This is a genomic window from Knoellia tibetensis (assembly GCF_048606415.1).
Lineage (GTDB): Bacteria > Actinomycetota > Actinomycetes > Actinomycetales > Dermatophilaceae > Knoellia > Knoellia tibetensis.
This window is the reverse complement of sequence record NZ_JBMBWF010000001.1, coordinates 78,920-100,113: the sequence shown is the minus strand read 5'-3', so window position 1 is coordinate 100,113 and position 21,194 is coordinate 78,920. Positions and strand designations below refer to the sequence as shown.

Annotated in this window: 20 protein-coding genes and 1 pseudogene; 11 read left to right on the top strand and 10 right to left on the bottom strand. The window is 72.6% G+C overall.

All coding sequences use genetic code 11. From position 1 onward, the window contains the following. Positions 1 to 52: 52 nt before the first annotated feature. The 5 genes and pseudogenes from ACOJV7_RS00510 to ACOJV7_RS00490 all read right to left on the bottom strand — a co-directional run. Complete coding sequence (locus tag ACOJV7_RS00510; protein WP_420188196.1) at positions 53 to 469, bottom strand: Fur family transcriptional regulator; 417 nt, start codon at positions 467 to 469, stop codon at positions 53 to 55. Then, positions 466 to 1,506 (bottom strand): metal ABC transporter permease, encoded by a 1,041-nt coding sequence (locus tag ACOJV7_RS00505; protein ID WP_420188195.1) that lies wholly within the window; start codon positions 1,504 to 1,506, stop codon positions 466 to 468. Before ACOJV7_RS00505 ends, ACOJV7_RS00510 begins: the two co-directional genes overlap by 4 nt. Next, positions 1,503 to 2,315, bottom strand: coding sequence for a metal ABC transporter ATP-binding protein (locus tag ACOJV7_RS00500; RefSeq protein WP_420188194.1), 813 nt, complete (start codon positions 2,313 to 2,315; stop codon positions 1,503 to 1,505). Before ACOJV7_RS00500 ends, ACOJV7_RS00505 begins: the two co-directional genes overlap by 4 nt. Further along, positions 2,312 to 3,259 (bottom strand): metal ABC transporter substrate-binding protein, encoded by a 948-nt coding sequence (locus ACOJV7_RS00495; RefSeq protein WP_420188193.1) that lies wholly within the window; start codon positions 3,257 to 3,259, stop codon positions 2,312 to 2,314. Before ACOJV7_RS00495 ends, ACOJV7_RS00500 begins: the two co-directional genes overlap by 4 nt. Positions 3,260 to 3,304: 45 nt before the next feature. After that, positions 3,305 to 3,613, bottom strand: a pseudogene (locus tag ACOJV7_RS00490) (DUF6703 family protein); the annotation flags it as partial. Positions 3,614 to 3,693: 80 nt separating this feature from the next. Between ACOJV7_RS00490 and ACOJV7_RS00485 the strand changes: the two are divergent. The 8 genes from ACOJV7_RS00485 to ACOJV7_RS00450 all read left to right on the top strand — a co-directional run bounded on the left by ACOJV7_RS00485 (position 3,694) and on the right by ACOJV7_RS00450 (position 12,878). Further along, complete coding sequence (locus tag ACOJV7_RS00485) at positions 3,694 to 5,112, top strand: glycine--tRNA ligase (protein WP_420188192.1); 1,419 nt, start codon at positions 3,694 to 3,696, stop codon at positions 5,110 to 5,112. 30 nt (positions 5,113 to 5,142) lie between these two features. Continuing rightward, positions 5,143 to 6,393, top strand: coding sequence for a multidrug effflux MFS transporter (locus tag ACOJV7_RS00480; RefSeq protein WP_420188191.1), 1,251 nt, complete (start codon positions 5,143 to 5,145; stop codon positions 6,391 to 6,393). A 33-nt stretch (positions 6,394 to 6,426) separates the two neighbouring features. Beyond that, complete coding sequence (locus tag ACOJV7_RS00475; RefSeq protein ID WP_420188190.1) at positions 6,427 to 7,335, top strand: hypothetical protein; 909 nt, start codon at positions 6,427 to 6,429, stop codon at positions 7,333 to 7,335. A gap of 100 nt (positions 7,336 to 7,435) precedes the next feature. Further along, complete coding sequence (locus ACOJV7_RS00470; protein WP_420188189.1) at positions 7,436 to 8,794, top strand: hemolysin family protein; 1,359 nt, start codon at positions 7,436 to 7,438, stop codon at positions 8,792 to 8,794. Positions 8,795 to 8,954: 160 nt separating this feature from the next. Further along, positions 8,955 to 10,052, top strand: a complete 1,098-nt coding sequence (locus ACOJV7_RS00465) for a CE1758 family FMN-dependent luciferase-like monooxygenase (RefSeq protein ID WP_420188188.1) — start codon at positions 8,955 to 8,957, stop codon at positions 10,050 to 10,052. Position 10,053: 1 nt separating this feature from the next. Further along, positions 10,054 to 10,713 carry a CE1759 family FMN reductase gene (locus ACOJV7_RS00460; RefSeq protein ID WP_420188187.1) on the top strand — a complete coding sequence of 220 codons (660 nt, stop codon included), beginning with the start codon at positions 10,054 to 10,056 and terminating at the stop codon, positions 10,711 to 10,713. A 133-nt stretch (positions 10,714 to 10,846) separates the two neighbouring features. Next, a complete protein-coding gene (locus ACOJV7_RS00455; RefSeq protein ID WP_420188186.1) occupies positions 10,847 to 11,050 on the top strand; it encodes a cold-shock protein in 204 nt (67 codons plus the stop codon). A gap of 124 nt (positions 11,051 to 11,174) precedes the next feature. Further along, positions 11,175 to 12,878, top strand: a complete 1,704-nt coding sequence (locus tag ACOJV7_RS00450; protein WP_420188185.1) for a SigE family RNA polymerase sigma factor — start codon at positions 11,175 to 11,177, stop codon at positions 12,876 to 12,878. Here the strand turns inward: ACOJV7_RS00450 and ACOJV7_RS00445 are convergent. Further along, positions 12,875 to 13,702 (bottom strand): sulfurtransferase, encoded by an 828-nt coding sequence (locus tag ACOJV7_RS00445; RefSeq protein ID WP_420188184.1) that lies wholly within the window; start codon positions 13,700 to 13,702, stop codon positions 12,875 to 12,877. The genes ACOJV7_RS00450 and ACOJV7_RS00445 overlap by 4 nt on opposite strands. Before the next feature lie 34 nt (positions 13,703 to 13,736). On the opposite strand from ACOJV7_RS00445, the gene dusB reads away from it, so the two are divergent. After that, positions 13,737 to 14,951: a tRNA dihydrouridine synthase DusB gene (gene dusB / locus ACOJV7_RS00440; RefSeq protein WP_420188183.1), complete on the top strand. Its 1,215-nt coding sequence runs from the start codon at positions 13,737 to 13,739 to the stop codon at positions 14,949 to 14,951. A 55-nt stretch (positions 14,952 to 15,006) separates the two neighbouring features. Here dusB and ACOJV7_RS00435 read toward each other — a convergent pair whose 3' ends face one another. Then, positions 15,007 to 16,599: a serine/threonine-protein kinase gene (locus ACOJV7_RS00435; RefSeq protein ID WP_420190353.1), complete on the bottom strand. Its 1,593-nt coding sequence runs from the start codon at positions 16,597 to 16,599 to the stop codon at positions 15,007 to 15,009. Between the two features lie 113 nt (positions 16,600 to 16,712). Between ACOJV7_RS00435 and ACOJV7_RS00430 the strand changes: the two genes are divergently transcribed. Continuing rightward, positions 16,713 to 17,378, top strand: a complete 666-nt coding sequence (locus tag ACOJV7_RS00430; RefSeq protein ID WP_420188182.1) for a YdeI/OmpD-associated family protein — start codon at positions 16,713 to 16,715, stop codon at positions 17,376 to 17,378. A gap of 12 nt (positions 17,379 to 17,390) precedes the next feature. On the opposite strand, the gene ACOJV7_RS00425 is transcribed toward ACOJV7_RS00430, so the two are convergent. Further along, positions 17,391 to 18,113: a hypothetical protein gene (locus tag ACOJV7_RS00425; protein ID WP_420188181.1), complete on the bottom strand. Its 723-nt coding sequence runs from the start codon at positions 18,111 to 18,113 to the stop codon at positions 17,391 to 17,393. 94 nt (positions 18,114 to 18,207) lie between these two features. Between ACOJV7_RS00425 and ACOJV7_RS00420 the strand changes: the two genes are divergently transcribed. Next, positions 18,208 to 19,434: a deoxyguanosinetriphosphate triphosphohydrolase gene (locus ACOJV7_RS00420; RefSeq protein ID WP_420188180.1), complete on the top strand. Its 1,227-nt coding sequence runs from the start codon at positions 18,208 to 18,210 to the stop codon at positions 19,432 to 19,434. A 12-nt stretch (positions 19,435 to 19,446) separates the two neighbouring features. On the opposite strand, the gene ACOJV7_RS00415 is transcribed toward ACOJV7_RS00420, so the two are convergent. Next, the gene (locus ACOJV7_RS00415; protein WP_420188179.1) at positions 19,447 to 20,004 is read right to left on the bottom strand and encodes a dihydrofolate reductase family protein; all 558 of its coding nucleotides are present in this window, start codon (positions 20,002 to 20,004) and stop codon (positions 19,447 to 19,449) included. Between the two features lie 103 nt (positions 20,005 to 20,107). Next, the gene (locus ACOJV7_RS00410; RefSeq protein ID WP_420188178.1) at positions 20,108 to 21,190 is read right to left on the bottom strand and encodes a sensor histidine kinase; all 1,083 of its coding nucleotides are present in this window, start codon (positions 21,188 to 21,190) and stop codon (positions 20,108 to 20,110) included. Between the last annotated feature and the right edge of the window lie 4 nt (positions 21,191 to 21,194).

Sequence of the window (21,194 nt, the reverse complement as noted above, 5' to 3'; positions counted from 1 at the left end):
GGCAGGTCCTGCTACCTCGACCGCTCTGCACCGCAACCAGTCGGGGTGTGGGTCAGTGGGAGGTGCAGGTCCCGAAGAGCTCGATCGTGTGGGTGACGTCGCTGAACCCGTGCCGGCGGGCGACCTCGGCCGCCCACCTCTCGACGGCGGGGCCCTCGACCTCGACGGTGCGTCCGCACTCGCGGCACACGAGGTGGTGGTGGTGGGCGTCGGTGCCGCACGAGCGGTAGACGGACTCGCCGTCGTCGGTGCGCAGGACGTCGACGTCGCCGTCGGCGGCCATCGCCTGGAGGTTGCGGTAGACGGTCGCGAGCCCGACCGACTCGCCACGCTCCTGGAGCCGGGCGTGGAGGTCCTGGGCCGAGAGGAACTCCGTCGTGCTCGACATGAGCTCGGCCAGGGCCGCCCGCTGTCGCGTCGGCCGGCGTGCAGCGGTCCCGGCCGCCGTCTCGGTGTGCGCGGGGCTCATCGCGCGACCTCCTGCTCGTCGTGGTCCTGCTGGCCGGGTGCGTCGTGGTCGCCGGTCCCGTCGTGGTCGTCGTGCTCGTCGTGCTCGTCGTAGTGGTCGCGGTGCGGCGCGTGCCGGTGGCCGTCGTGGAGGTAGTCGACGTGGCCGTCGTGCGGGATCGCCGGGTGCCCGCAGGCGGGTCCGTGCTCGTGGTCGTGCCGCTCGGCCCGCTCGTGCGCGGCCCGCCGGGCCCGGGCCACGGCACCGGAGACGACGCTGACCACGAGGAAGGCACCGATGGCGAGGAGGACGATCGTGCCGCCCGAGGGGGTCTCGGCGTAGAACGACGTGACGACCCCGCCGACGCTGGCGAGCACACCGACGAGCGAGGCCCAGAGCAGGCTGCTGCGGAAGCTGCGCGAGACGAGCTGGGCGGTCGCGTTGGGGATGATCATGAGCGCGGTGATGAGCAGCAGCCCGACGACCCGCATCGAGACGACGACGGTGACGGCGGTGAGCACCGACAGCGCGATGTTGTAGCCCATGACCGGCAGGCCGACGGCGCGGGCGTACTCCTCGTCGTTGGCCACCGCGAAGAACCGCTGCCGCAGCACCCACGTCACGGCGACGACGACGACGGCGAGGGCGGCGAAGACGACGATGTCGCTGCGGCTCGTCGTGAGGATGGCACCGAAGAGATAGCCGGTGAGGTTGGCGGGCGACGTCGCGCTCGACTTCGAGATGAGGACGACGCCGAGCGCGATGCCGCCGTAGAACATGACGGCGAGGGCGATGTCACCACTCGTGCGGCCGGCGGCCCGGATGAGCTCGACCCCGACAGCGGCGGCGACCGCGGCGACGAGGGCGGTGACGACGGGCATCGAGCCGGTGAGGATGCCGACGGCGACACCGGCGAGGGCGACGTGCCCGATGCCGTCGCCGATGAGCGACATCCGGCGCTGGACGAGGAAGGCGCCGACGAGGGGCGCGGCGAGGCCGACGAGCACCGCGGCGACGAGCGCCTGGCGCATGAAGTCGAGGGCAAGCAGGCCGCTCACGGCTGGACCTCCCTCGCGGGGAGAGGGTCGGTGAGGATCGCCCCGATGCCCGGAGCGGGGTGGTCCTGCGACGGGGACTCGTGGTGGTGGCCGTCACCGAGCTCGTGGCCGCGGTGGCCGCGGGCGTAGGAGCCCGGGCTGCCGTCGAAGTCGACGTGCCCGCCGTCCATGCAGACGATGCGCGTGACGACGTCGCGCAGGGCAGCGAGCTCGTGCGTGACGACGAGCATCGAGGTGCCGCGGGCGGCGAGGCGCCCGAGGACCTCGGCGAGGACGCGCTGGTTGTCGGTGTCGACACCGGCCGTCGGCTCGTCCATGACGAGCACCTCGGGCTCGGCGACGAGCGCCCGGGCGATGAGCACCCGGCGCTGCTGGCCGCCGCTGAGGGCGGCGACGTCCTCGCGCTCGCGGTCACGAAGGCCGACGGCGTCGAGCGCCTCGTCGACGAGCCGGGCGTCCTCGGCGCCGGACGGGCGCCACCAGGGGCGCAGCGGCAGGCGGCCGATCTCGACCACCTCGCGGACGGTCGCACGCACCGACGTCGACAGCGAGTGCCGCTGCGGGACGTAGCCGATGCGGGGGCGCTCGCGGAACTGCGCGAGCGGTGTGCCGAAGAGGTTCACCTCCCCGCCGAGGTGCTCGGACAGGCCGAGGAGGCCCTTGACGAGCGTCGTCTTGCCCGAGCCGTTGGGGCCGAGCAGCGCGATGACCTCACCGGGTCCCTGGTCGAGGGAGACGCCGTCCACCACCTTGCGGTCGGCGTAGCCGAAGGAGGCCGACCGCAGGGAGATGAGGGTGCCCGCGCTCATCGGCAGCTCTGCCCCTTCTTGAGGGTCGCGAGGTTGGAGCGCATGACCTCAAGGTAGTTGCTGCCCGCCGACGCCTCGGTGAGCCCCTCGATCGGGTCGAGGACGGCCACGGTCGCGCCCGCCTCCTTGGCGATCGTGTCGGCGAGGTCGCGGCCGACGAGCGTCTCGGCATAGATCGTCGTCACTTTGTGCTCGCGCACGTGCTCGACGATCTCCTTCATAGCGGCCGCGTTGGGCTCGGCGTCGGGGGAGAGGCCGGCGATGCCCGACTGGTGGAAGTCGTAGCGGTCGGCGAGGTAGGCGAACGCCACGTGCCCCGTGACGAGGTCGCGGTTGGCGCAGCTCGCGAGCCCGGTCCGGAACTCCTCGTCGAGCGTGGTCAGCTCCGCGACGAACGCGTCCGCGTTCTGCCCGTATGCCGTCGCGCCGGCCGGGTCGACCTCCGAGAGCCTGTCGGCGATCGCCTTCGCGGCCTTGGCGTAGCGGGTCGGGTCGAGCCAGAAGTGCGGGTCGACCGCTCCGTCGGTCGAGCCGTGCTCGTCCGCGTGCTCCTCGCCGCCGTGGTCGTGCCCGTCCTCGGTCGCCTCGATCGAGAGGTCGACCGCGGTCGAGACGTCGAGCGCCCGGTCGCCGTCGACGCGCTCGACGGCCTCGTCGACAGCCGGCTGGAAGCCCTTCTCGACGACGACGAGGTCGGCCTCGGCGAGGCCGGCGACGTCCTTCGGAGTGAGCTCGACGTCGTGCGGCTCGGCACCCGGCTTGGTGAGGTTCGCGACGGTGACGCGGTCACCGCCGACGCGCTCCACGGCATACGCGAGGGGGTAGAAGGCGGCGGTGACGGCAACCTTCCCCTCCGAGCCGGAGGACCCAGCGTCCGCGCCCGAGCCGCAGCCGGTGAGGGCGAGCAGGCCGAGGAGGGGCAGGGCGGCGAGAGGTCGCTTCATGACAATCATTCTCAACTCAGTTGAGAATGATTGTCAAACAGGGTTTTAGCGGGGGACGGCCTGGGTGACCGTGATCGCGAGCGCGATGGCGACGACAGCGATCCGCATGAGCCGCTCGGGCGCCGTGAGCCGCGGCCAGCCGAGGACGAGCAGCCACGCGAGGAAGAGCGTGACGATCGCGAGGAGGACCCAGCCCCAGCCCGGGATGAGCGCCCCGGCGACCATGAGGCCGAGGATGAGAAGGAAGGGGACGGCGCGGGGGAGCGAGGCGATCGTCCGCAGGGCGGGCGCGCTCGCGTTCTCGAGGGACTCGCGAAGGCTGGGCACGAGCGCAGAGCCTACGGGAGCGGCGTGGCGCGGAGGTCGCGCGCCCGGCGACTCCGGCGCCGAAACCGGTGCGGGAACGCTTCCTCGCGGACCGTATCCTTGCGCGCATGGCCAAGGAGACCTCCACCGTCGATACCGTCGTCAACCTCTGCAAGCGGCGAGGTTTCGTCTTCCCCAGTGGTGAGATCTACGGCGGCACCCGCTCGGCCTGGGACTACGGGCCGCTCGGGGTCGAGCTCAAGGAGAACATCCGCCGCCAGTGGTGGAAGGCCATGGTCATCGGTCGCGACGACGTCGTCGGCCTCGACTCCTCGATCATCCTGCCGCGCGAGACGTGGGTCGCCTCTGGCCACGTCGGCACCTTCACCGACCCGCTCACCGAGTGCCTCAGCTGCCACAAGCGCTTCCGCGTCGACCACATGCAGGAGGCCATCGCCGCCAAGGCCAACGCGAAGAAGGGCGAGGACAAGCCCGAGGTCGACCCCGACTCGATCCCGCTCACCGAGATCGCCTGCCCCAACTGCGGCACCCGCGGCCAGTGGACCGAGGCGCGCGAGTTCAACATGATGCTCAAGACCCACCTCGGGGTCATCGAGGACGAGTCGGGCCTGCACTACCTGCGCCCCGAGACCGCGCAGGGCATCTTCGTCAACTTCCTCAACGTCATGCAGACCTCGCGCAGGAAGCCGCCGTTCGGCATCGCCCAGACCGGCAAGAGCTTCCGCAACGAGATCACGCCCGGCAACTTCATCTTCCGCACGCGCGAGTTCGAGCAGATGGAGATGGAGTTCTTCGTCAAGCCGGGCGACGACGACGAGTGGTTCCAGTACTGGATCGACGAGCGCACCCGCTGGTACGTCGACCTCGGCATCAAGCCCGAGAACCTGCGCCACTACGAGCACCCGGCCGACAAGCTCTCGCACTACTCCAAGCGCACCGTCGACATCGAGTACCGCTTCAACTTCGCCGGCAGCGAGTGGGGCGAGCTCGAGGGCATCGCCAACCGCACCGACTTCGACCTGTCGACGCACTCGCAGCACTCGGGCACCGACCTCGTCTACTTCGACCAGACGAGCGGCGAGCGCTACACCCCCTACGTCATCGAGCCGGCGGCCGGTCTCTCGCGCAGCCTCATGACCTTCCTCGTCGACGCCTACGCCGAGGACGAGGCCCCCAACACCAAGGGCGGCGTCGACAAGCGCGTCGTGCTGCGCCTCGACCGCCGCCTGGCGCCGGTCAAGGCCGCCGTGCTCCCGCTCAGCCGCAACGCCGACCTCTCGCCCAAGGCCCGCGACCTGGCCGCCACCCTGCGCAGGAACTGGAACGTCGACTTCGACGACGCCGGCGCCATCGGCAAGCGCTACCGCCGTCAGGACGAGATCGGCACGCCGTTCTGCATCACCGTCGACTTCGACACCCTCGAGGACGACGCCGTGACGATCCGCGAGCGCGACACGATGGCCCAGGAGCGGGTCTCGCTCGACAAGGTCGAGGGGTACCTCGCGCAGCGTCTCGTCGGCTGCTGATGCGGTTGCCGCGCCGGGTCGGCGCATGACGTGCTGAGGAGCGCCCGTCCCGAGAGGGCCTCCCGGCGCCACGCCGGGCTGCTCCTCACGCTCGTCCTCGCGGGCATGGCGATGCTCGGGCCGTTCTCGATCGACACGCCCTTCCCGGCGTTCGCGCAGATGCGGGGCGAGTTCGGGGTGGGCATCGACGAGATGCAGCTCGTCGTCAGCGCCTACATGCTCGCCTTCGCGGTGATGACGCCCTTCCACGGACCGTTGTCGGACGCCGTGGGGCGCAAGCCCGTCGTCGTCGGGGCGCTCGCGTCCTACACACTCGCAAGCATCGGCTGCGCCCTGTCGCCCAACCTCGGGGTCCTGCTCTTCTTCCGCGTCCTCCAGGGCCTCTCGGCCGGTGGCTCGACGATCATCGGCCGCACGATCATCCGCGACCTCTTCGACGGCGCCGAAGCGCAGCGGGTCATGAGCCGCGTCATGATGATCTTCGGTCTCGCGCCGGCGGTGGCGCCGATCATCGGTGGCCTCCTCCTCGGGCTCGGGCCGTGGCCGACGATCTTCTGGTTCATCGGCGCCTTCGCCCTCGTGCTCGCCGGTGTCGTCCTCGTCGTCGTGCCCGAGACCCACCCGCACGAGCGGCGGCGTCCGCTGCGGGTCGGGCCAATGCTGCGCGACCTCGTCCACGTGGCCCGCGACGGGCGGTTCGAGCGCATGGGGTGGGCGATCACCCTCGTCTTCGCGGGGCAGTTCATCTACATCGGCGGTGCCGCGATCTTCGTCGTCGACCTCCTCGGCAAGGGCGAAAGCGACTTCTGGCAGTTCTTCGTCCCGATGATCAGCGGCGTCATCATCGGCTCGTGGGTGAGCGGTCGCACGGCCGGCCGGGTGAGCGCCCGCCGGCTCATCACGGTGTCGTTCGCCCTGTCCGCGCTCGCGGCTGTCGTCAACGTCGTCCTCGCCGCGGCGTTCGGCCCTTCCCTCCCGTGGGCCGTCGTCGGCCCGAGCCTCATCGCCGTGGGCACGGGAGCGGCCTTCCCGACGATCCAGGTGGCGCTGCTCGACCTCTTCCCGCACGTGCGCGGAGCCGCGGCCTCCGTGGCCGGCGTCATGCCGCTCGCCACCAACGCCGTCGTCGCGGCCTTCCTCACCCCGCTCGTCACCGGCTCGGTGACGACGCTGGCGGTGACGAGCCTGGTCATCGTCGCCCTCGGGTGCCTCATGTGGGTCTGGCACCTCGCGGTCGACCGCGGAACGGCGCGACCGTCGGAGCCGGCGCCGCACTCCTGACGCCGCTGTCGCCCCGGCCGTTATCGTCGGCTCATGGCTGACACGGACGACGAGGGCGCGGTCGACGAGGCCGTCGCCGATGCCGCACGACGCCTGTATGCCGTCCCGCTCGCCGACTTCGTCTCCTCCCGCAAGGCGCTCGCCGCCGAGGTGAAGGCGGCGGCCGGCCCGGTCGCGGCCAAGGCCGTCGTCGCGCTGCGCAAGCCGACGCTGCCCGCCTGGGCCATGAACCTCGTGCCCCGCGGCGACTCCAAGGCCCTCGCCGACCTCGTCGGGCTCGGTGCACGCATGCGCGCCGCCCAGTCCCGGCTCGACACGGCGACCCTCACGTCGGTGAGGGGGGAGCGCGACGCCGCGCTCACGGCATACGTCGAGACGGTGGCGGACGCCGCGGAGGCGGAGGGGGCCAGTCTCTCGCCGGCGGCGCGCGAGGAGGTGCGCGCCTCGGCGATCGCGGCGCTCGCCGACGAGAGCGCGTCGGAGGCGGTGGCGTCCGGGCAGCTCACCCGGGCGCTGAGCTACAGCGGCTTCGGCGAGGTCGACCTCTCGGGTGCGGTCGGCGTGACGAGCTCGGGGTCTGTCGTCTCGGTTCTGGCGGGCGGGGTTCCGCCGGCGGGGGGCACCGAAGGCGACGACGCAGGCGCCGGTGACGAGGACGCCGACGCCGACGAGGACGACGACGACGAGCTCACCGAGGAGGAGCTCGCCCGAGCGGTCGCGGAGGCCAAGGAGGCGAAGGCGAGGGCGCGGGCCCTCGAGAAGGAGCGGCGCCGGGCCGCGACCGAGCTCGCGGAGGCGCAGGCCGAGATGTCCGCCGCGCAGGAGGCCCTCGACGAGGCCGAGAAGGCGGCTCGCACCGCCCGGCGCGCGGTCGTCGACGCGCAGTCGAGGCTCGACGCCGCGCGCGCAGCCGTGGCTGCGGCGGACGCCGAGGACGCCTGAGGGTCACAGGAAACGTCCAGCTGCCTCCGTAGGATATGCGCATGGATCGCCCTCGAAGTACCGTCCGGAACCTCCGTGAGAGCGTCGCGAGGAGGTTCCGGTGAACCAGGACACTGCGCTCGCCTTCGGGCTCGTGCTCCTCTTCGTCCTCGTCGGGGGAGTCTTCGCTGCGACCGAGCTGGCGCTGGTCTCCCTGCGTGAGACCCAGCTCGGCGCCATGGAGCGCAGCGGCGCGCGGGGCGCCAAGGTCGCCCGGCTGGCGCGCGACCCCAACACCTTCCTTGCCGCGGTCCAGATCGGCGTCACCGTGGCGGGCTTCCTCTCGGCGGCCTACGGCGCGACGACGATCGCTCCCGACGTGGCCCCGCTGCTCGAGCGGGCCGGACTGCCCGAGGGTGCAGCCGGGTCGGTCGCACTCGTCCTCATGACGCTCGTCATCGCCTACCTCTCGCTCGTCTTCGGTGAGCTCGTCCCGAAGCGGCTGGCACTCCAGCGCGCCCCTGCCATCGCGCTCGCGGTCGCCCCTCCGCTGTCCCGGTTCGCGACGCTCATGAAGCCGGTCATCTGGCTGCTCTCGCGATCGACGAACGCCGTCGTGCGCCTCCTCGGTGGCAACCCCGACGCCGCCGGAAACGAGATGAGCGAGGAGGAGCTGCGCCACCTCGTCGGTCACCACAAGGACCTCGAGGCCGACGAGCGGCAGATCCTCCAGGACGTCTTCGCGGCGACCGACCGCAACCTCAAGGAGGTCATGCGGCCCCGCGGCGAGGTCGACTTCCTCGACGCGTCGGCGACCCTGGCCCAGGCGCGGGAGGTCATCGCCCGCACGCCGCACTCGCGCTTCCCGGTGACCCGCCGTCACTCGGTCGACGACATCCTCGGCTTCGTGCACGTGCGCGACATCCTCTCGGCCGACGACGCCGCCGGGGCCGGTGGGAGGGACGGCGGCGCGACCATCGCCCCGCTCGTCCGCGAGATCACGGTGCTGCCGAGCAGCGGCCGCGTGCTCGCGGCCCTGACCCGCATGCGCGAGGGCGTGCACATGGCCCTCGTCGTCGACGAGTACGGCGGCACCGACGGCATCGTCACCCTCGAGGACATCGTCGAGGAGCTCGTCGGCGACATCCGCGACGAGTACGACCCCCAGGGCGACGGCCCGGGCGCCTCGCAGCCCGCCACGGGGGAGCTCCCGCTCGACGCCACGACCGAGATCGACGGCGGCATGCACCTCGCCGACTACGCCGAGCTCACCGGCACCGAGGTCGCGGTCGAGCGCTTCTCGACCGTCGCGGGGCTGGTCCTCGAGCACCTCCAGGACATCCCGGTCGTCGGCGACAGCGTCTCGGTCGACGGTCGCACGCTCACCGTCCTCGAGATGGACGGTCGCCGGATCGCAAGGCTGCGGGTCGGCGCCGCGGAACGTCTCCCGGAGCCCTCGACCGGTTCCTCCGCGGACTGAACGGGCCCCGCGCCTGCCCGCCGCGCGCTGCCCGCCGCGCGGTCCACACGGCTGCCGCAAGGGCGGAGCACGGGCGCTGCGGGCGGGCGGGAATGTTGACGCGGGTACTCCCGTTCAGGTAGATGAATCGTCAACTAACCCAGTCGAAGGAATGAGTGGCATGGAGTTCGGCATCTTCACCGTCGGGGACGTCACGATGGACCCGACCACCGGCGTGACGCCCTCGGAGAACGAGCGCATCAAGGCCACGGTCGCGATCGCAAGGAAGGCCGAGGAGGTGGGCCTCGACGTCGTCGCGACGGGTGAGCACCACAACCCGCCGTTCGCCGCGCCGGCCAACCCGCCGGTGCTCCTCGCGCACCTCGCGGCGGTGACCGAGCGCATCGTCCTCTCGACGTCGACGACCCTCATCACGACGAACGACCCCGTGCGTCTCGCCGAGGACTACGCCTACCTCCAGCACCTGGCCGACGGCCGGATGGACCTCATGATGGGCCGCGGCAACACCGGCCCGGTCTACCCGTGGTTCGGCAAGGACATCCGTGACGGCCTCGACCTCGCCATCGAGAACTACGCGCTGCTGCACCGGCTGTGGCGCGAGGAGTCCGTGACCTGGCAGGGCAAGTTCCGGACCCCGCTGCAGGGGTTCACGTCCACGCCCCGCCCGCTCGACGGCATACCTCCGTTCGTCTGGCACGGCTCGATCCGCAGCCCCGAGATCGCGGAGCAGGCGGCGTACTACGGCGACGGGTTCTTCCACAACAACATCTTCTGGCCGCTGTCGCACACGAAGCAGATGGTCAACCTCTACCGCCGCCGCTACCAGCACCACGGCCACGGCAAGCACGACCAGGCGATCGTCGGCCTTGGCGGCCAGGTCTTCATGCGCCCCAACAGCCAGGACGCGGTGCGCGAGTTCCGCCCCTACTTCGACAACGCCCCGGTCTACGGCCACGGTCCGTCGCTCGAGGAGTTCACCCGCGAGACGCCGCTCACCGTGGGCTCGCCGCAGCAGGTCATCGAGCGCTACGCCACGATGGCCGACCACGTCGGGGACTACCAGCGCCAGCTCTTCCTCATGGACCACGCCGGCCTGCCGCTCAAGACGGTCCTCGAGCAGATCGAGATCCTCGGCGGCGAGGTCGTCCCGGAGCTGCGCCGAATCGCCGACGCACGCCGTCCGGCTCACGTGCCGGCGACCGCACCCCGTCACGCCGAGCGCCTCGTCGCGCTCGACGGCACCCCCGTGGAGGTCTGAGATGACCCGTCGCATCGTCGCGGTGACCGCCGGCCTGTCCGAGCCGAGCTCGACCCGGCTGCTCACCGACCGCCTCACCGAGGCCGTGGCGCGCCACGTCACGGCCCACGGTGAGGAGGTCGTCGTCGAGGTCGTCGAGCTGCGCCCGCTCGCCCGGCTCATCGCCGACCAGATGCTCACCCGCTTCCCGACCGGTGAGCTCACCGGAGCCATCGAGAAGGTCATCTCGGCCGACGCGCTCATCGCCGTCTCACCGGTCTTCTCCGGCTCCTACAGTGGCCTGTTCAAGTCGTTCTTCGACAACCTCGACGTGGGCGCGCTCGACGGCAAGCCGGTGCTCGTGGCCGCGACCGGCGGCTCGGCACGCCACTCGCTCATGCTCGACCACGCGATGCGCCCGCTCTTCTCCTACCTGCACGCCTCCGTCGTGCCGACCGGCGTCATGGCGGCCACGGACGACTTCGGCACGCCGGGCCTGGACCGCCGGGTCGACCGCGCGGCCGCCGAGCTCGTCACCGCCCTCCTCGGGTCGGCGGCCGGTTCTGCCGCCGGACGGTCCGGCTTCCTCCCGGCCGACGAGGAGCAGCGGGAGGCCGGGTTCACGGACCGGTTCGACGACGTCACCGACTTCGGCGAGCTCCTCCGGCGCGCCTCGTCCTGAGCCCGGCCGATCCCGACGCGTCGCACGATGGGACGCCGACACCCTCTCGCTGATACCGTTGTCGCGTTGCCTTCAAGGCGGCACCTGAGCTCTCCACACGGGAGCGCTCGCAACACACAGATAGGCAACACCAGTGGCAACCGGCACCGTGAAGTGGTTCAACAGCGAAAAGGGCTTCGGCTTCATCGAGCAGGACGGTGGCGGCGCTGACGTCTTCGTCCACTACTCGGCGATCGAGAGCAGCGGCTACCGCGAGCTCTCCGAGGGCCAGAAGGTCGAGTTCGACGTCACGCAGGGCCCCAAGGGCCCGCAGGCCGAGAAGGTCAAGGGTCTCTGACCCAAGGACCACCTTCGAGACCTCGTTCTCGTCGAAGCCCCCCGACCATCCGGTCGGGGGGTTTTCGTATGCCGTGTGCCCGCCGCCCCTTTGCGTGCGGCCTCGCGCGTTGGACAGTGGGAGGGTGAGCGGCCCACCACGCGAGGACGGCGACGAGTTCGCCGACTACGTCCGCGCCCGGCAGGAGCAGCTCGTGCGTGCGGCCTACCTCGTCTGTGGTGACGTCACCCTGGCCGACGACGTCACGCAGGACGCGTTCGGCGCGCTGCTGGGGCAGTGGCGCCGCCTCCGGGACGAGGACCCCGACACGTTCGTGCGACGCCGGCTCTACCGCGCGGCGATGCTGCGACGGGTCGGCCGGTCCGACGGGACCGGTGCGGGACCTGGCCTGCCGCCCGAGCTCGCGGCCCTGACGCGGCGGCAGCGGGCGCTCGCGGTGCTCCTTCGCTATGAGGAGAGGGGAGAGGTCGAGGCCGCCGAGGTGCTGGGGCTGTCGCGCGCGTCGCTGCGGCGTCAGCTGCCGCCGGTGACCCGCGACGTCCTCGTCGACGCGGCCTCGCTCGTCCCTGACCGTGACTACGTCGACCGGGCTCGGCTCGCCGCCGGGAGGCGGCGACGGCGTGCTTGGCGCGGGTGGGCCGGGTCGGTCGCCGCGGGCCTGGTCCTCGTGGCCGCCGTCGTAGCCCTGCCGGACGGTGCCGGGCGGACGGTCGTGCCGCGACCAACGGCGACCCCCTCGGCCTCGGGCAGCGTCGGCGCGACGTCCGCCTGGGACGGCTCCACCTTCGCGCTGCTGGGCACGCTGGCCCAGGTCGGCCCGAGCGAGGAGCAGCTCGCGCGGCTGCCGAGCGTCGACGACCTCACCCGCGGCCAGCTCGCCCTGTCCGAGGTGCTCTCCTTCGGACCGCGCACGCGGATGCGCACCCTGAGCGAGATCGGCGCGAGCAGCGCCCCGGTTCGGGCGGTGCTCCTGCGCCACGAGTCCGACGGCTTCCGGGCGGTGCTCGTGCGGCCGACGCTCGACGACCCCTTCGTCCTCGTCGACACCCTGCCGCTCGTCGCCAACGTCGACGAGGCGGGCCGCGTCACGGCCCCGCTCGAGGTCACCGCGGTGGCGGAGGACCGGCGGCACGTCGTGTTCCTGCAGCCCGGCAGGGTCGTCGTGCTCGACGCCTACACGGGGGAGCTGCGCACCCACCCGGTCGCCGACCGCCACCTCGACCAGGCCGGCTGGACACCGACGTCGGTCATTGCGTGGTCCGACACGGCGCGCTGGCGGGTCGACCGGGTCACGGGCCAGGTGCACCGGCTGTCCCTCTCGTCCTTCCCGGGTCCACAACGCATCACGGTCGAGGGTGGTGAGAACGTGCGCATCAGCACCTTCGACGACAAGGGTTCCAACATGGCCACCCGCGGCGGCCCGGGCGTGCTCAGCGACGTGTGGGGTTCGACCTTCACCGGGCCGGGTGGTCGTCTGGCGACCGGCGGCTTCCTCGGTCGCGACGCAGCGCTCGCGGCGAACCAGCGGCGGCCCGAGCGACTCTTCCAGGGTGTGCTCGCACTCCCGGGCACCGAGGGCGGCGCCGACGGGGTGGCCGACGGCGGTGCGCCGCGGCTCCTGATCGCCCCGCTGAGCGAGGGTGTGTCCGTCGGATGCTGCGAGGTGCTCGGCTGGGCCTACCGCGACGAGGTGCTGGTGCGCTGGCGGACGACCGAGCTCCTGTCATGGAACGCCACCACGGGCGCTCTCCTCCGGGTGGCGACGCTGCCCGGCCGTGACGGCAGCGCGCCGGGAACCCCGGCGGCGACCGTCGCCCTCGCGCCCTAGGAGCTCGGTCCGGTCTCGACGGGGCGCTCGGGGTCGGTGATCCAGTGGCTCCACGACCCGATGTAGGGCGTGGCGTCGACACCCGCGAGGTGCAGCGCGAGCGCCGTGTGGGCGGCGGTGACACCGGAGCCGCACGACGTTCCCACCTCGCCGTCGCCCGTGGCGCCCAGCCGAGCGAAGTAGGCACGCAGCTCGTCGGTCGACCGGAAGCGGCCGTCGGGCTGGAGCTGCTCGCCCATCGGGGCGTTGCGGGCGCCGGGGATGTGCCCGGCGACGGCGTCGATCGGCTCGGTCTCGCCACGGAACCGCTCGCCGACCCGAGAGTCGAGGAGGACCCCGTCGCGAGCCACGCGGGCCGCACCGTCCGCGTCGAGGACGGGGGCCGAGCCCGGCCGCACCACGACGTCGCCGGCCTCGGGCTCGGGGACGTCCGCCGTGACCGGCAGCCCTGCCGACTGCCACGCGGCGAGGCCGCCGTCGAGGACGCGGACATCGGCGACACCGGCCCACCGCAGCACCCACCATGCGCGCGCCGACGCCAGCGACGTCTGCTGGTCGTAGACGACGACCCTCTCGCCCTCTCGCAGCCCGACCGCCCGCAGGCCGGCCTCGAGCACGTCGGGGTCGGGCAGGGGGTGCCGCCCGCCCGCACCGGGCGGCCCGGCCAGGACCGCGTCGAGGTCGAGGTGCGGGACCCCGGGAACGTGCGCCACGGCATACAGGGACGGTCCGTCCCCGGCAAGGGAGTACTGGACGTCGAGCACCCGCACCTCGTCGGCCTCCATCGCGGCGGCGAGCTGGGCGGGGGTGAGGAGCGTGGACATGGCGCCAGTCAACCAGTGGGAGAATCGACGGGTCATGACTGCTCCAGCCGAGACCACCCACGCGCCCGTTCTGCCCCCACTGCAGATCGGGCGTCACACGATCGAGTCGCCCGTCGTCCTCGCGCCGATGGCGGGCATCACCAACCGCGCCTTCCGGCGGCTGTGCCGCGAGTACGGCTCGGCCGGTGCCGCCGCGGGTGGGGCGAGCGGGGCGACGAGCCTCTACGTCAACGAGATGGTGACGTCGCGCGCCCTCGTCGAGCGCACGCCGGAGACGATGCGGCTCATCAGCCACGGTCCCGAGGAGCACCCGCGGTCGGTGCAGCTCTACTCGGTCGACCCGGCCACGGCCGGCCTCGCCGCGCGGATGCTCGTCAGCGAGGACCTCGCCGACCACATCGACCTCAACTTCGGCTGCCCGGTCCCCAAGGTCACGCGCAAGGGCGGGGGAGCAGCGCTGCCGTGGAAGACCGAGCTCTTCCGCGGGATCGTCAGCAACGTCGTGCGCGAGGCCGCCCCCTACGACGTGCCGGTCACCGTCAAGATGCGCATCGGCATCGACGCCGACCACATCACCTACCTCGACGCCGGGCGGATCGCCGAGGGTGAGGGCGCGGCAGCCGTCGCCCTGCACGGCCGGACCGCGTCACAGGCCTACTCCGGACAGGCCGACTGGTCCGCCATCGCCCGGCTCAAGGAGGCGGTGACGAGCGTGCCGGTCCTCGGCAACGGCGACATCTGGTCGGCCGAGGACGCGCTGCGCATGGTCGCCGAGACCGGGTGCGACGGCGTCGTCGTCGGCCGCGGGTGCCTCGGCCGGCCGTGGCTCTTCACCGACCTCGCGGCCGCGTTCGCGGGGACGACCGCGCGGGTCCAGCCCGGCCTGCGTGAGGTCACCGACACGCTGCGCCGCCACGCGGGCTACCTCGTCGACTTCTACGACGGCGACGAGCTGCGCGGCTGCCGCGACATCCGCAAGCACATCGCGTGGTACCTCAAGGGCTTCCCGGCCGGCTCGACCGTGCGCAACCAGCTCGCGCTCGTCGACAGCCTCCAGGCGCTCGACGACCTCATCGGCACGATGGACCTCGACGCCCCGTGGCCGGGAGAGCCGGCCGAGGGCCAGCGGGGCCGGGCCGGGTCGCCGAGGGTGGTCGCGCTGCCGGAGAACTGGCTGCGGTCGCGCGACCTCGACGAGGCACAGCGGGCGCAGATCGCGCACGCGGAGCTCTCGGTCTCCGGCGGCTGACCACGCGGGCGCTCGGCGACGGCGCCCCGACCCGGTCGTCGGCACGGGCGCCGCGTCAGCCCGGACCGCTGGAGAGCACCTCGGAGCCGGCGATCTTGAGTCTCCCGTCCTCCTCGACGAGACGGAACCTCGTGCGCTCGACGTCGACCCGGCCGTTCTCGTAGACGTAGCGCAGGGTGGCCTCGACCTCGTCCGGTGGTCGGGGCCGGACCTCGCTCACCCGGATGTCGTCGACGCGGCTCCAGAAGGACTCGAAGGAGTCCCGGCCGCCGCTCGGGCTCCGCTGGTAGCCGGCGGTCAGCCGGGACCACGCCGCGTCCGTGTCGTCCGGCAGCAGGGCGTAGTAGCCCGTGATCGCGGAGGAGAGCTGCTGCGACCGGCTCGCCGGCGGTGAAGCGCTGGGTGAAGCGCTGGGTGACGCGCTGGGAGACGGCGTGGTCGGGGTTGGCCGGGTCGTCGGGGTCCGTGAAGGCTCCGACCGCGTGGGCGACGGGCTCGCGGAGGTCGACGGGGTGGCCGAGGTGGCCGACGTGCTCGGCGACGCGTCGCGGGCGTCGTCGCCGGCCTCGCGGTCGGAGCTGCCGGGGAGGTTGCCCGTGAGTGCCGCCGCCAGCACGGCGAGGAGGACCGCGGCAGCGGTCAGGACCAGGACGGCGCGGCCGCGGCGCCGAGGCTCCCGCGGCGCAGCAGGTCCGCCCGCCGTCGTCGCCGTCCCGCCGGTCACCGCGGCGGTCCCGTCCGGCTCCGCCGGGAACCACGGCAGGACGTCATCCGGCTCGTCGCGGCGGGGGAGGACGGTCGTCGGCGCCATCGGTGGTGCCGCGTGGGCGACGTCCTCGTCGGGCAGCCGGGCGAGGTGGTCGGCGACCTCGCGCATCGTCGGGCGTGCCGCCGGGTCCGGCGACAGCATGTCGAGGAGGAAGCCGGTGAGCGGCCCGGCGTTCGTGGGTGCGGGCACGTCCGCTGCCGCGACCTTGTGCAGCAGCGCGATCGAGTTCTCGTCGGCACCGAAGGGCGGGGACCCCTCGAGGGCGGCATAGAGCGTGGAGCCCAGCGAGAAGACGTCGGCCGGGAAGGACGCATCCTCCCCGCGGGCCGCCTCAGGTGCGAGGTACGCGGGTGTGCCGTGCAGCATCCCGGTCCGGGTGAGCGTGGCGTCACCCAGTGCGTGCGAGATGCCGAAGTCGCTGATGTGCGACGCCCCGTCGTCGGTGATGAGGACGTTGCCGGGTTTGACGTCGCGGTGAACGATGCCGAGCGCATGGGCCGCGGCGAGCGCGGACGCAACCTCGTGCCCCATGCGGGCGACGCGGTCGACCGGGAGCGGACCCTGCTTCCGGAGCACCGCCGACAGCGGGGTCGACGGCAACAGCTGCATGACGAGGCAGGGCTGTCCTTCGTGCTCGACGGCGTCGAAGACCGTGACGGCGTGCGGATGGTGCAGCCGCGCGGTGATGCGGGCCTCGCGCATGGCACGGTCCTTGGCGACCTGAGCCTCGGCCTCGGGCACACCCACCAGCGTGTGCAGCCGCTTGACGGCCACCGACCGCTCCAGCCGCTCGTCGACTGCCTCCCAGACGGTGCCCATCCCACCGGTCGCGATCAACCTGACGAGGCGGTAGCGCCCGGCAACGAGGGTCTCGGCCACGCTCAACGCACACCTCCTTCCACGACGTCTGTTCTGTCCGGCCAGCCCTCCGAGCCTACGGGTCGCGACGTCGCGCAGTGCATCTGTCGGTGGGCGCTGCGAGACTGGCGCCCATGGCTGACATCGGTATGCCGGGTGGTTCGGCCGAGCGTCCGGCGCTCTTCTTCCGCGACGCGGCCGAGTTCCGGGCCTGGCTCGAGGAGCACCACGAGAGCGCGACCGAGCTGTGGATGGGCCTGCACAAGAAGCACGTAGAAGACCGCGGCCTCACGTGGGAGGACGCGGTCCCCGAGGCCTTGTGCTTCGGGTGGATCGACAGCATCTCGCAGCGGATCGACGAGGACTCACGCCGTCAGCGGTGGACGCCGCGCAAGGCGTCGAGCGTCTGGAGCGCGGTCAACATCGCCCACGTCGAGCGGCTCACCGCGGCCGGTCTCATGCGCCCGGCGGGCCTCGCAGCGTTCGAGCGCCGCCGGCCCGGCGACAGCGGCTACTCCTCCGAGACGCGTCAGGAGCTGGGCGAGGAGCAGCGCGCCCGCCTGCTCGCCGACCCCGCCGCCGCGGCGTTCTGGGAGGTCGCGACCCCGTCCTACCGTCGGGTCGCCGAGAACTGGGTGGCCACCGCCAAGCGCGAGGAGACGCGCGAGAGCAGGCTGGCCCAGCTCATCGACGACAGCGCCCACGGCCGGCTCATCCCCAGCCAGCGCTACGGCACGACGCCCGCGTGGGTCGAGCGCGCCGCGGCCGCCGCAGAGGCCGCCCGCTCCACGACCCGGTAGGCGAGGGTCGGCTCAGTCGCCGTCGACGAGGGCCGGCGGCGGCGCCAGGGCCTCCACCGCGAGACCCCACGACGTGAACGTCGACGTCGTCACCTCGTCGCCGGCCGTGACGACGAGCTCGAGGGGCCGGCGGTCGCCGTCGACGCAGATCCGCGCCGACTGGGGGACCGGTCCGTCGTCGGCGCCGGCCGTGGCACCCGGTGACAGGGTGAGCGAGTGGCAGGTCGCCGGGGTCCCGGCCACGGTCGCCTTCTCCGTCTTCGTGATCCGGGACGCCCGGTCGACGACGCCGAGGAGCCCGTCGAGCGTGACGTCCTGGAGCCGCTCGGTCGTCTGGGCTGCCGACAGCCGCTGCCATCGGTTCGTCGACTTCCGCTCGCTCTGGTCCTTGAGGTAGCCGACGCCGTCGACGACGGCGAGGGTCCAGATCTCCTCGCCGACGTGCAGGACGCGTCCCGAGGGAGGCTCGGTGAGCTCGACCTCGATCTCCTCCTGGGTGATCCCGTGGTCGGCGTCTCCCGGACGGACGGTCCGCGTCACGGCGACGGACCCGGCGGCCAGCGCCGCGTCCTTGATCGGCCCGGTGGTGTCCGCGGGCTTGGCCTCGCGGGGCGCGTCCGTCGTGCCGGACCCGTCGGTGGAGCCCTCGCCGTCGCCGCCCCCGGAGCACCCGGCGAGGAGCGCGACGGCGGCCGCCGCGGCCATCGCTCGCGCGAGTCGTGCCTGCACCGTCACCTCTGGTCCCTTTGCCTCTGCGTCGCCGGGGACTGCTGTCCCGCGCCGGGTGCAACCCTAAGCGTGCGGCCCACCACCCTCTAGTGTCGTGCGCGTGACCTACACCGCGCGTGACCGTGAGCGCTGGGTCGCCGAGGACCCTGCGCACAAGCGGGCCGACCGCGACGACTTCGCCCGCGACCGGGCCCGGCTCGTGCACTCCGCCTCTCTCCGTCGCCTCTCCGCCAAGACGCAGGTGCTCCAACCGGGCAGCGACGACTTCGTCCGCAACCGGCTCACCCACAGCCTCGAGGTGGCCCAGATCGGGCGTGAGTTCGGGGCGGCGCTCGGCTGCGACGCCGACGTCGTCGACACCGCCTGCCTCGCGCACGACCTCGGGCACCCGCCGTTCGGACACAACGGCGAGACCGCGCTCAACGAGATCGCCGCCGGCATCGGCGGGTTCGAGGGCAACGCCCAGACGCTGCGCATCCTCACCCGGCTCGAGCCCAAGCGCTTCCACGTTGACGGCCGTCCGGCCGGGCTCAACCTCACCCGGGCGAGCCTCGACGCGACGACGAAGTACCCGTGGGCCCGCGGCGGGGCGCCGTCGCCTACACCGAAGTTCGGGGTCTACGCCGACGACCTGCCCGTCTTCGCGTGGTTCCGGGAGGGTGCGGTCGAGGGCCGCCGCGCCTTCGAGGCCGAGGTCATGGACTGGTCCGACGACGTCGCCTACTCGGTCCACGACGTCGAGGACGCCATCGCCTCGGGCCGGCTCGACCCCCGCCGGTTGCGCGACGCCTCCGACGTCGACGTCGTCCTCGACGTGGCCACCGCCTCGTATGCCGTCGACCTCGACCGCGACGACCTCGGCCGCGCGCTGGAACGGCTGCTCGCCACGGGCACCGTGCCGACGGCATACGAGGGCAGTCGCGGTGACCTCGCCGGTCTCAAGGACATGACCTCACGCATCATCGGCCGCTTCGTCCACTCGGTGGAGGAGGCGACGCGGGAGCACCACGGGGCCGGTGCGCTCGTGCGGCACGAGGCCGACCTCGTCGTCCCCGTCGGGACGCGCGCGGAGTGCGCCGTCCTCAAGGCGGTCGCGGCGCACTTCGTCATGAACGTCGCCGAGCGGGTCGAGCTCATGGCGGGGGAGCGAGCCGTCATCGCGGACCTCGTCGCCGCCTTCCGGCAGGACCCGTCGCGTCTCGACGCCGACCTGCTCGCCGACCACGAGGCGGCGACGGACGACGGTGCAGCCCTGCGCGTCGTCGTCGACCAGGTGGCCTCCCTCACCGACGTCCGCGCGCTCGAGCTGCACCGCCGCTGGTGCTGAGCGGGCGCCGTCTCAGCGCACGACGTCGAGGACGTTGAGCTGCACCCCGTTGCCGTATGCCGCGTGCTCGGTGAGCCTGAGGCGCGCCTTCTCGGCGTCGGTCGTGAAGAGACGCTTGCCGCTGCCGAGCACGACCGGGAAGACGAGCAGGTGGTAGCGGTCGACGAGCCCGGCGGCCGCGAGGCCCTGGGCCAGCGTGGGGCTCGCGTGGACGAGGACCGTGCCGGGCTCGTCGGACTCCTTGAGCGCGCAGACGTCGTCGAGACCGCGCAGGACGGTGGTGTTGTTCCACTCGGGGTCGGTGAGCGTGCTCGATACGACGTACTTCGGCATCGCGTTGTAGTCGGCGAACTCCTCCATCGTCGGCCAGACAGGGGCGAACTCGTCGTAGCTCTGGCGGCCGAGAAGGAGGCAGCCGGCGTCGGCCTGCTCGCGACCCTTGATCTCGTAGGCCGCCTCGTCGAACTCGACGTCCTTGAAGGTCCAGCCCGCGTGGGGGTGGTCGCCACCGCCGGGCGAGTCGACGACACCGTCGAGGGAGATGAACTCGGAGACGATGAGGGTGCGCATGTTGGTGTCCTTCCGGTTCAGGGTGGACGGTCATCCTCTCCACGAACGGGATCGCCCCGATACGACACCCCATCGGAACGTTCTTTCCGGACGTCCGAGGGTGTCAGCGCTGCGGCAGGCGCACGACGACCCGCAGGCCCCCGCCCGCGCGTGGCGCGACGTCGAGCGTCCCGCCGTGTGCGGCGACGATGCTCCGCACGATGGCCAGCCCCAGCCCGACGCCGTCGTGGTCGCTGCGGACCCGGTCGGTCGCACGCCGGAACGGCTCGACCAGGGTGGCGGCGAGTGCGGGGGTGAGGACCGGTCCGGAGTTCTCGACGACGAGCTCGGCGCCGTCGCCGGTCACGCCGGTCGTGACCCGGACGGTGCCGTGCTCGCCGGGGGACATGTTGTGCACGACCGCGTTGTGCACGAGGTTGGTCGTCATCTGCTGGAGCAGCGAGGGCGAGCCCGTGGTCGGCGCCGCACCCCCCGCCGTCTCGAGGGTGAGCCCGCGCTGCTCGACGACGGGCAGCAGCGCCTCGGCGGACTCCTCGGCGAGGAGCGAGAGGTCGACGTCCTCGCGCGGGAAGGCTCCCTGGTCGGCCCGGCTCAGCACGAGCAGTGCCTCGGTGAGGTCGATGGCCCGGGTGTTGACGGCGCGCAACCGCTCGACGAGGGCGTCGCGGTCGGCGTCCGGGTCGGCCCGTGCCACGTCGAGCAGGGTCTGCGTCACGGCGAGCGGCGTCCGGAGCTCGTGCGAGGCGTTCGCCGCGAAGCGCCGCTGCTCACCGACGTGGGCCTCGACCCGCGCGAGCATCGCGTCGAACGCGTCGGCCAGCTCGCGGAACTCGTCGTGCGGCCCCTCGAGGCGGACCCGGTGCGAGAGCGACCCCGCCGCCGCCAGCCGGGTGGCGTCGGTGATCCGTGACAGCGGGGCGAGCATCCGCCCGGCGAGGAACCACCCGCCGACGAGCCCGAAGACGAGGAGGAAGACCATCGCCTGGGCGGCCCTGGGCATGAACGCCTCGACGAGGTCGCTGCGCGACGGGCTGAACGGTCCCGGACCCGGACGCCCGCCGTCGGGGACGTAGCGCAGCAGGAAGACCCACACCGTGGCGAGCAGGAGCCCGCCGGCGGTGATGAGGAAGCCGGCATAGCTGAGGGTGAGCCGGAGGCGCACGCTCGTCCCCGGTCGCCGGTCCACGCCC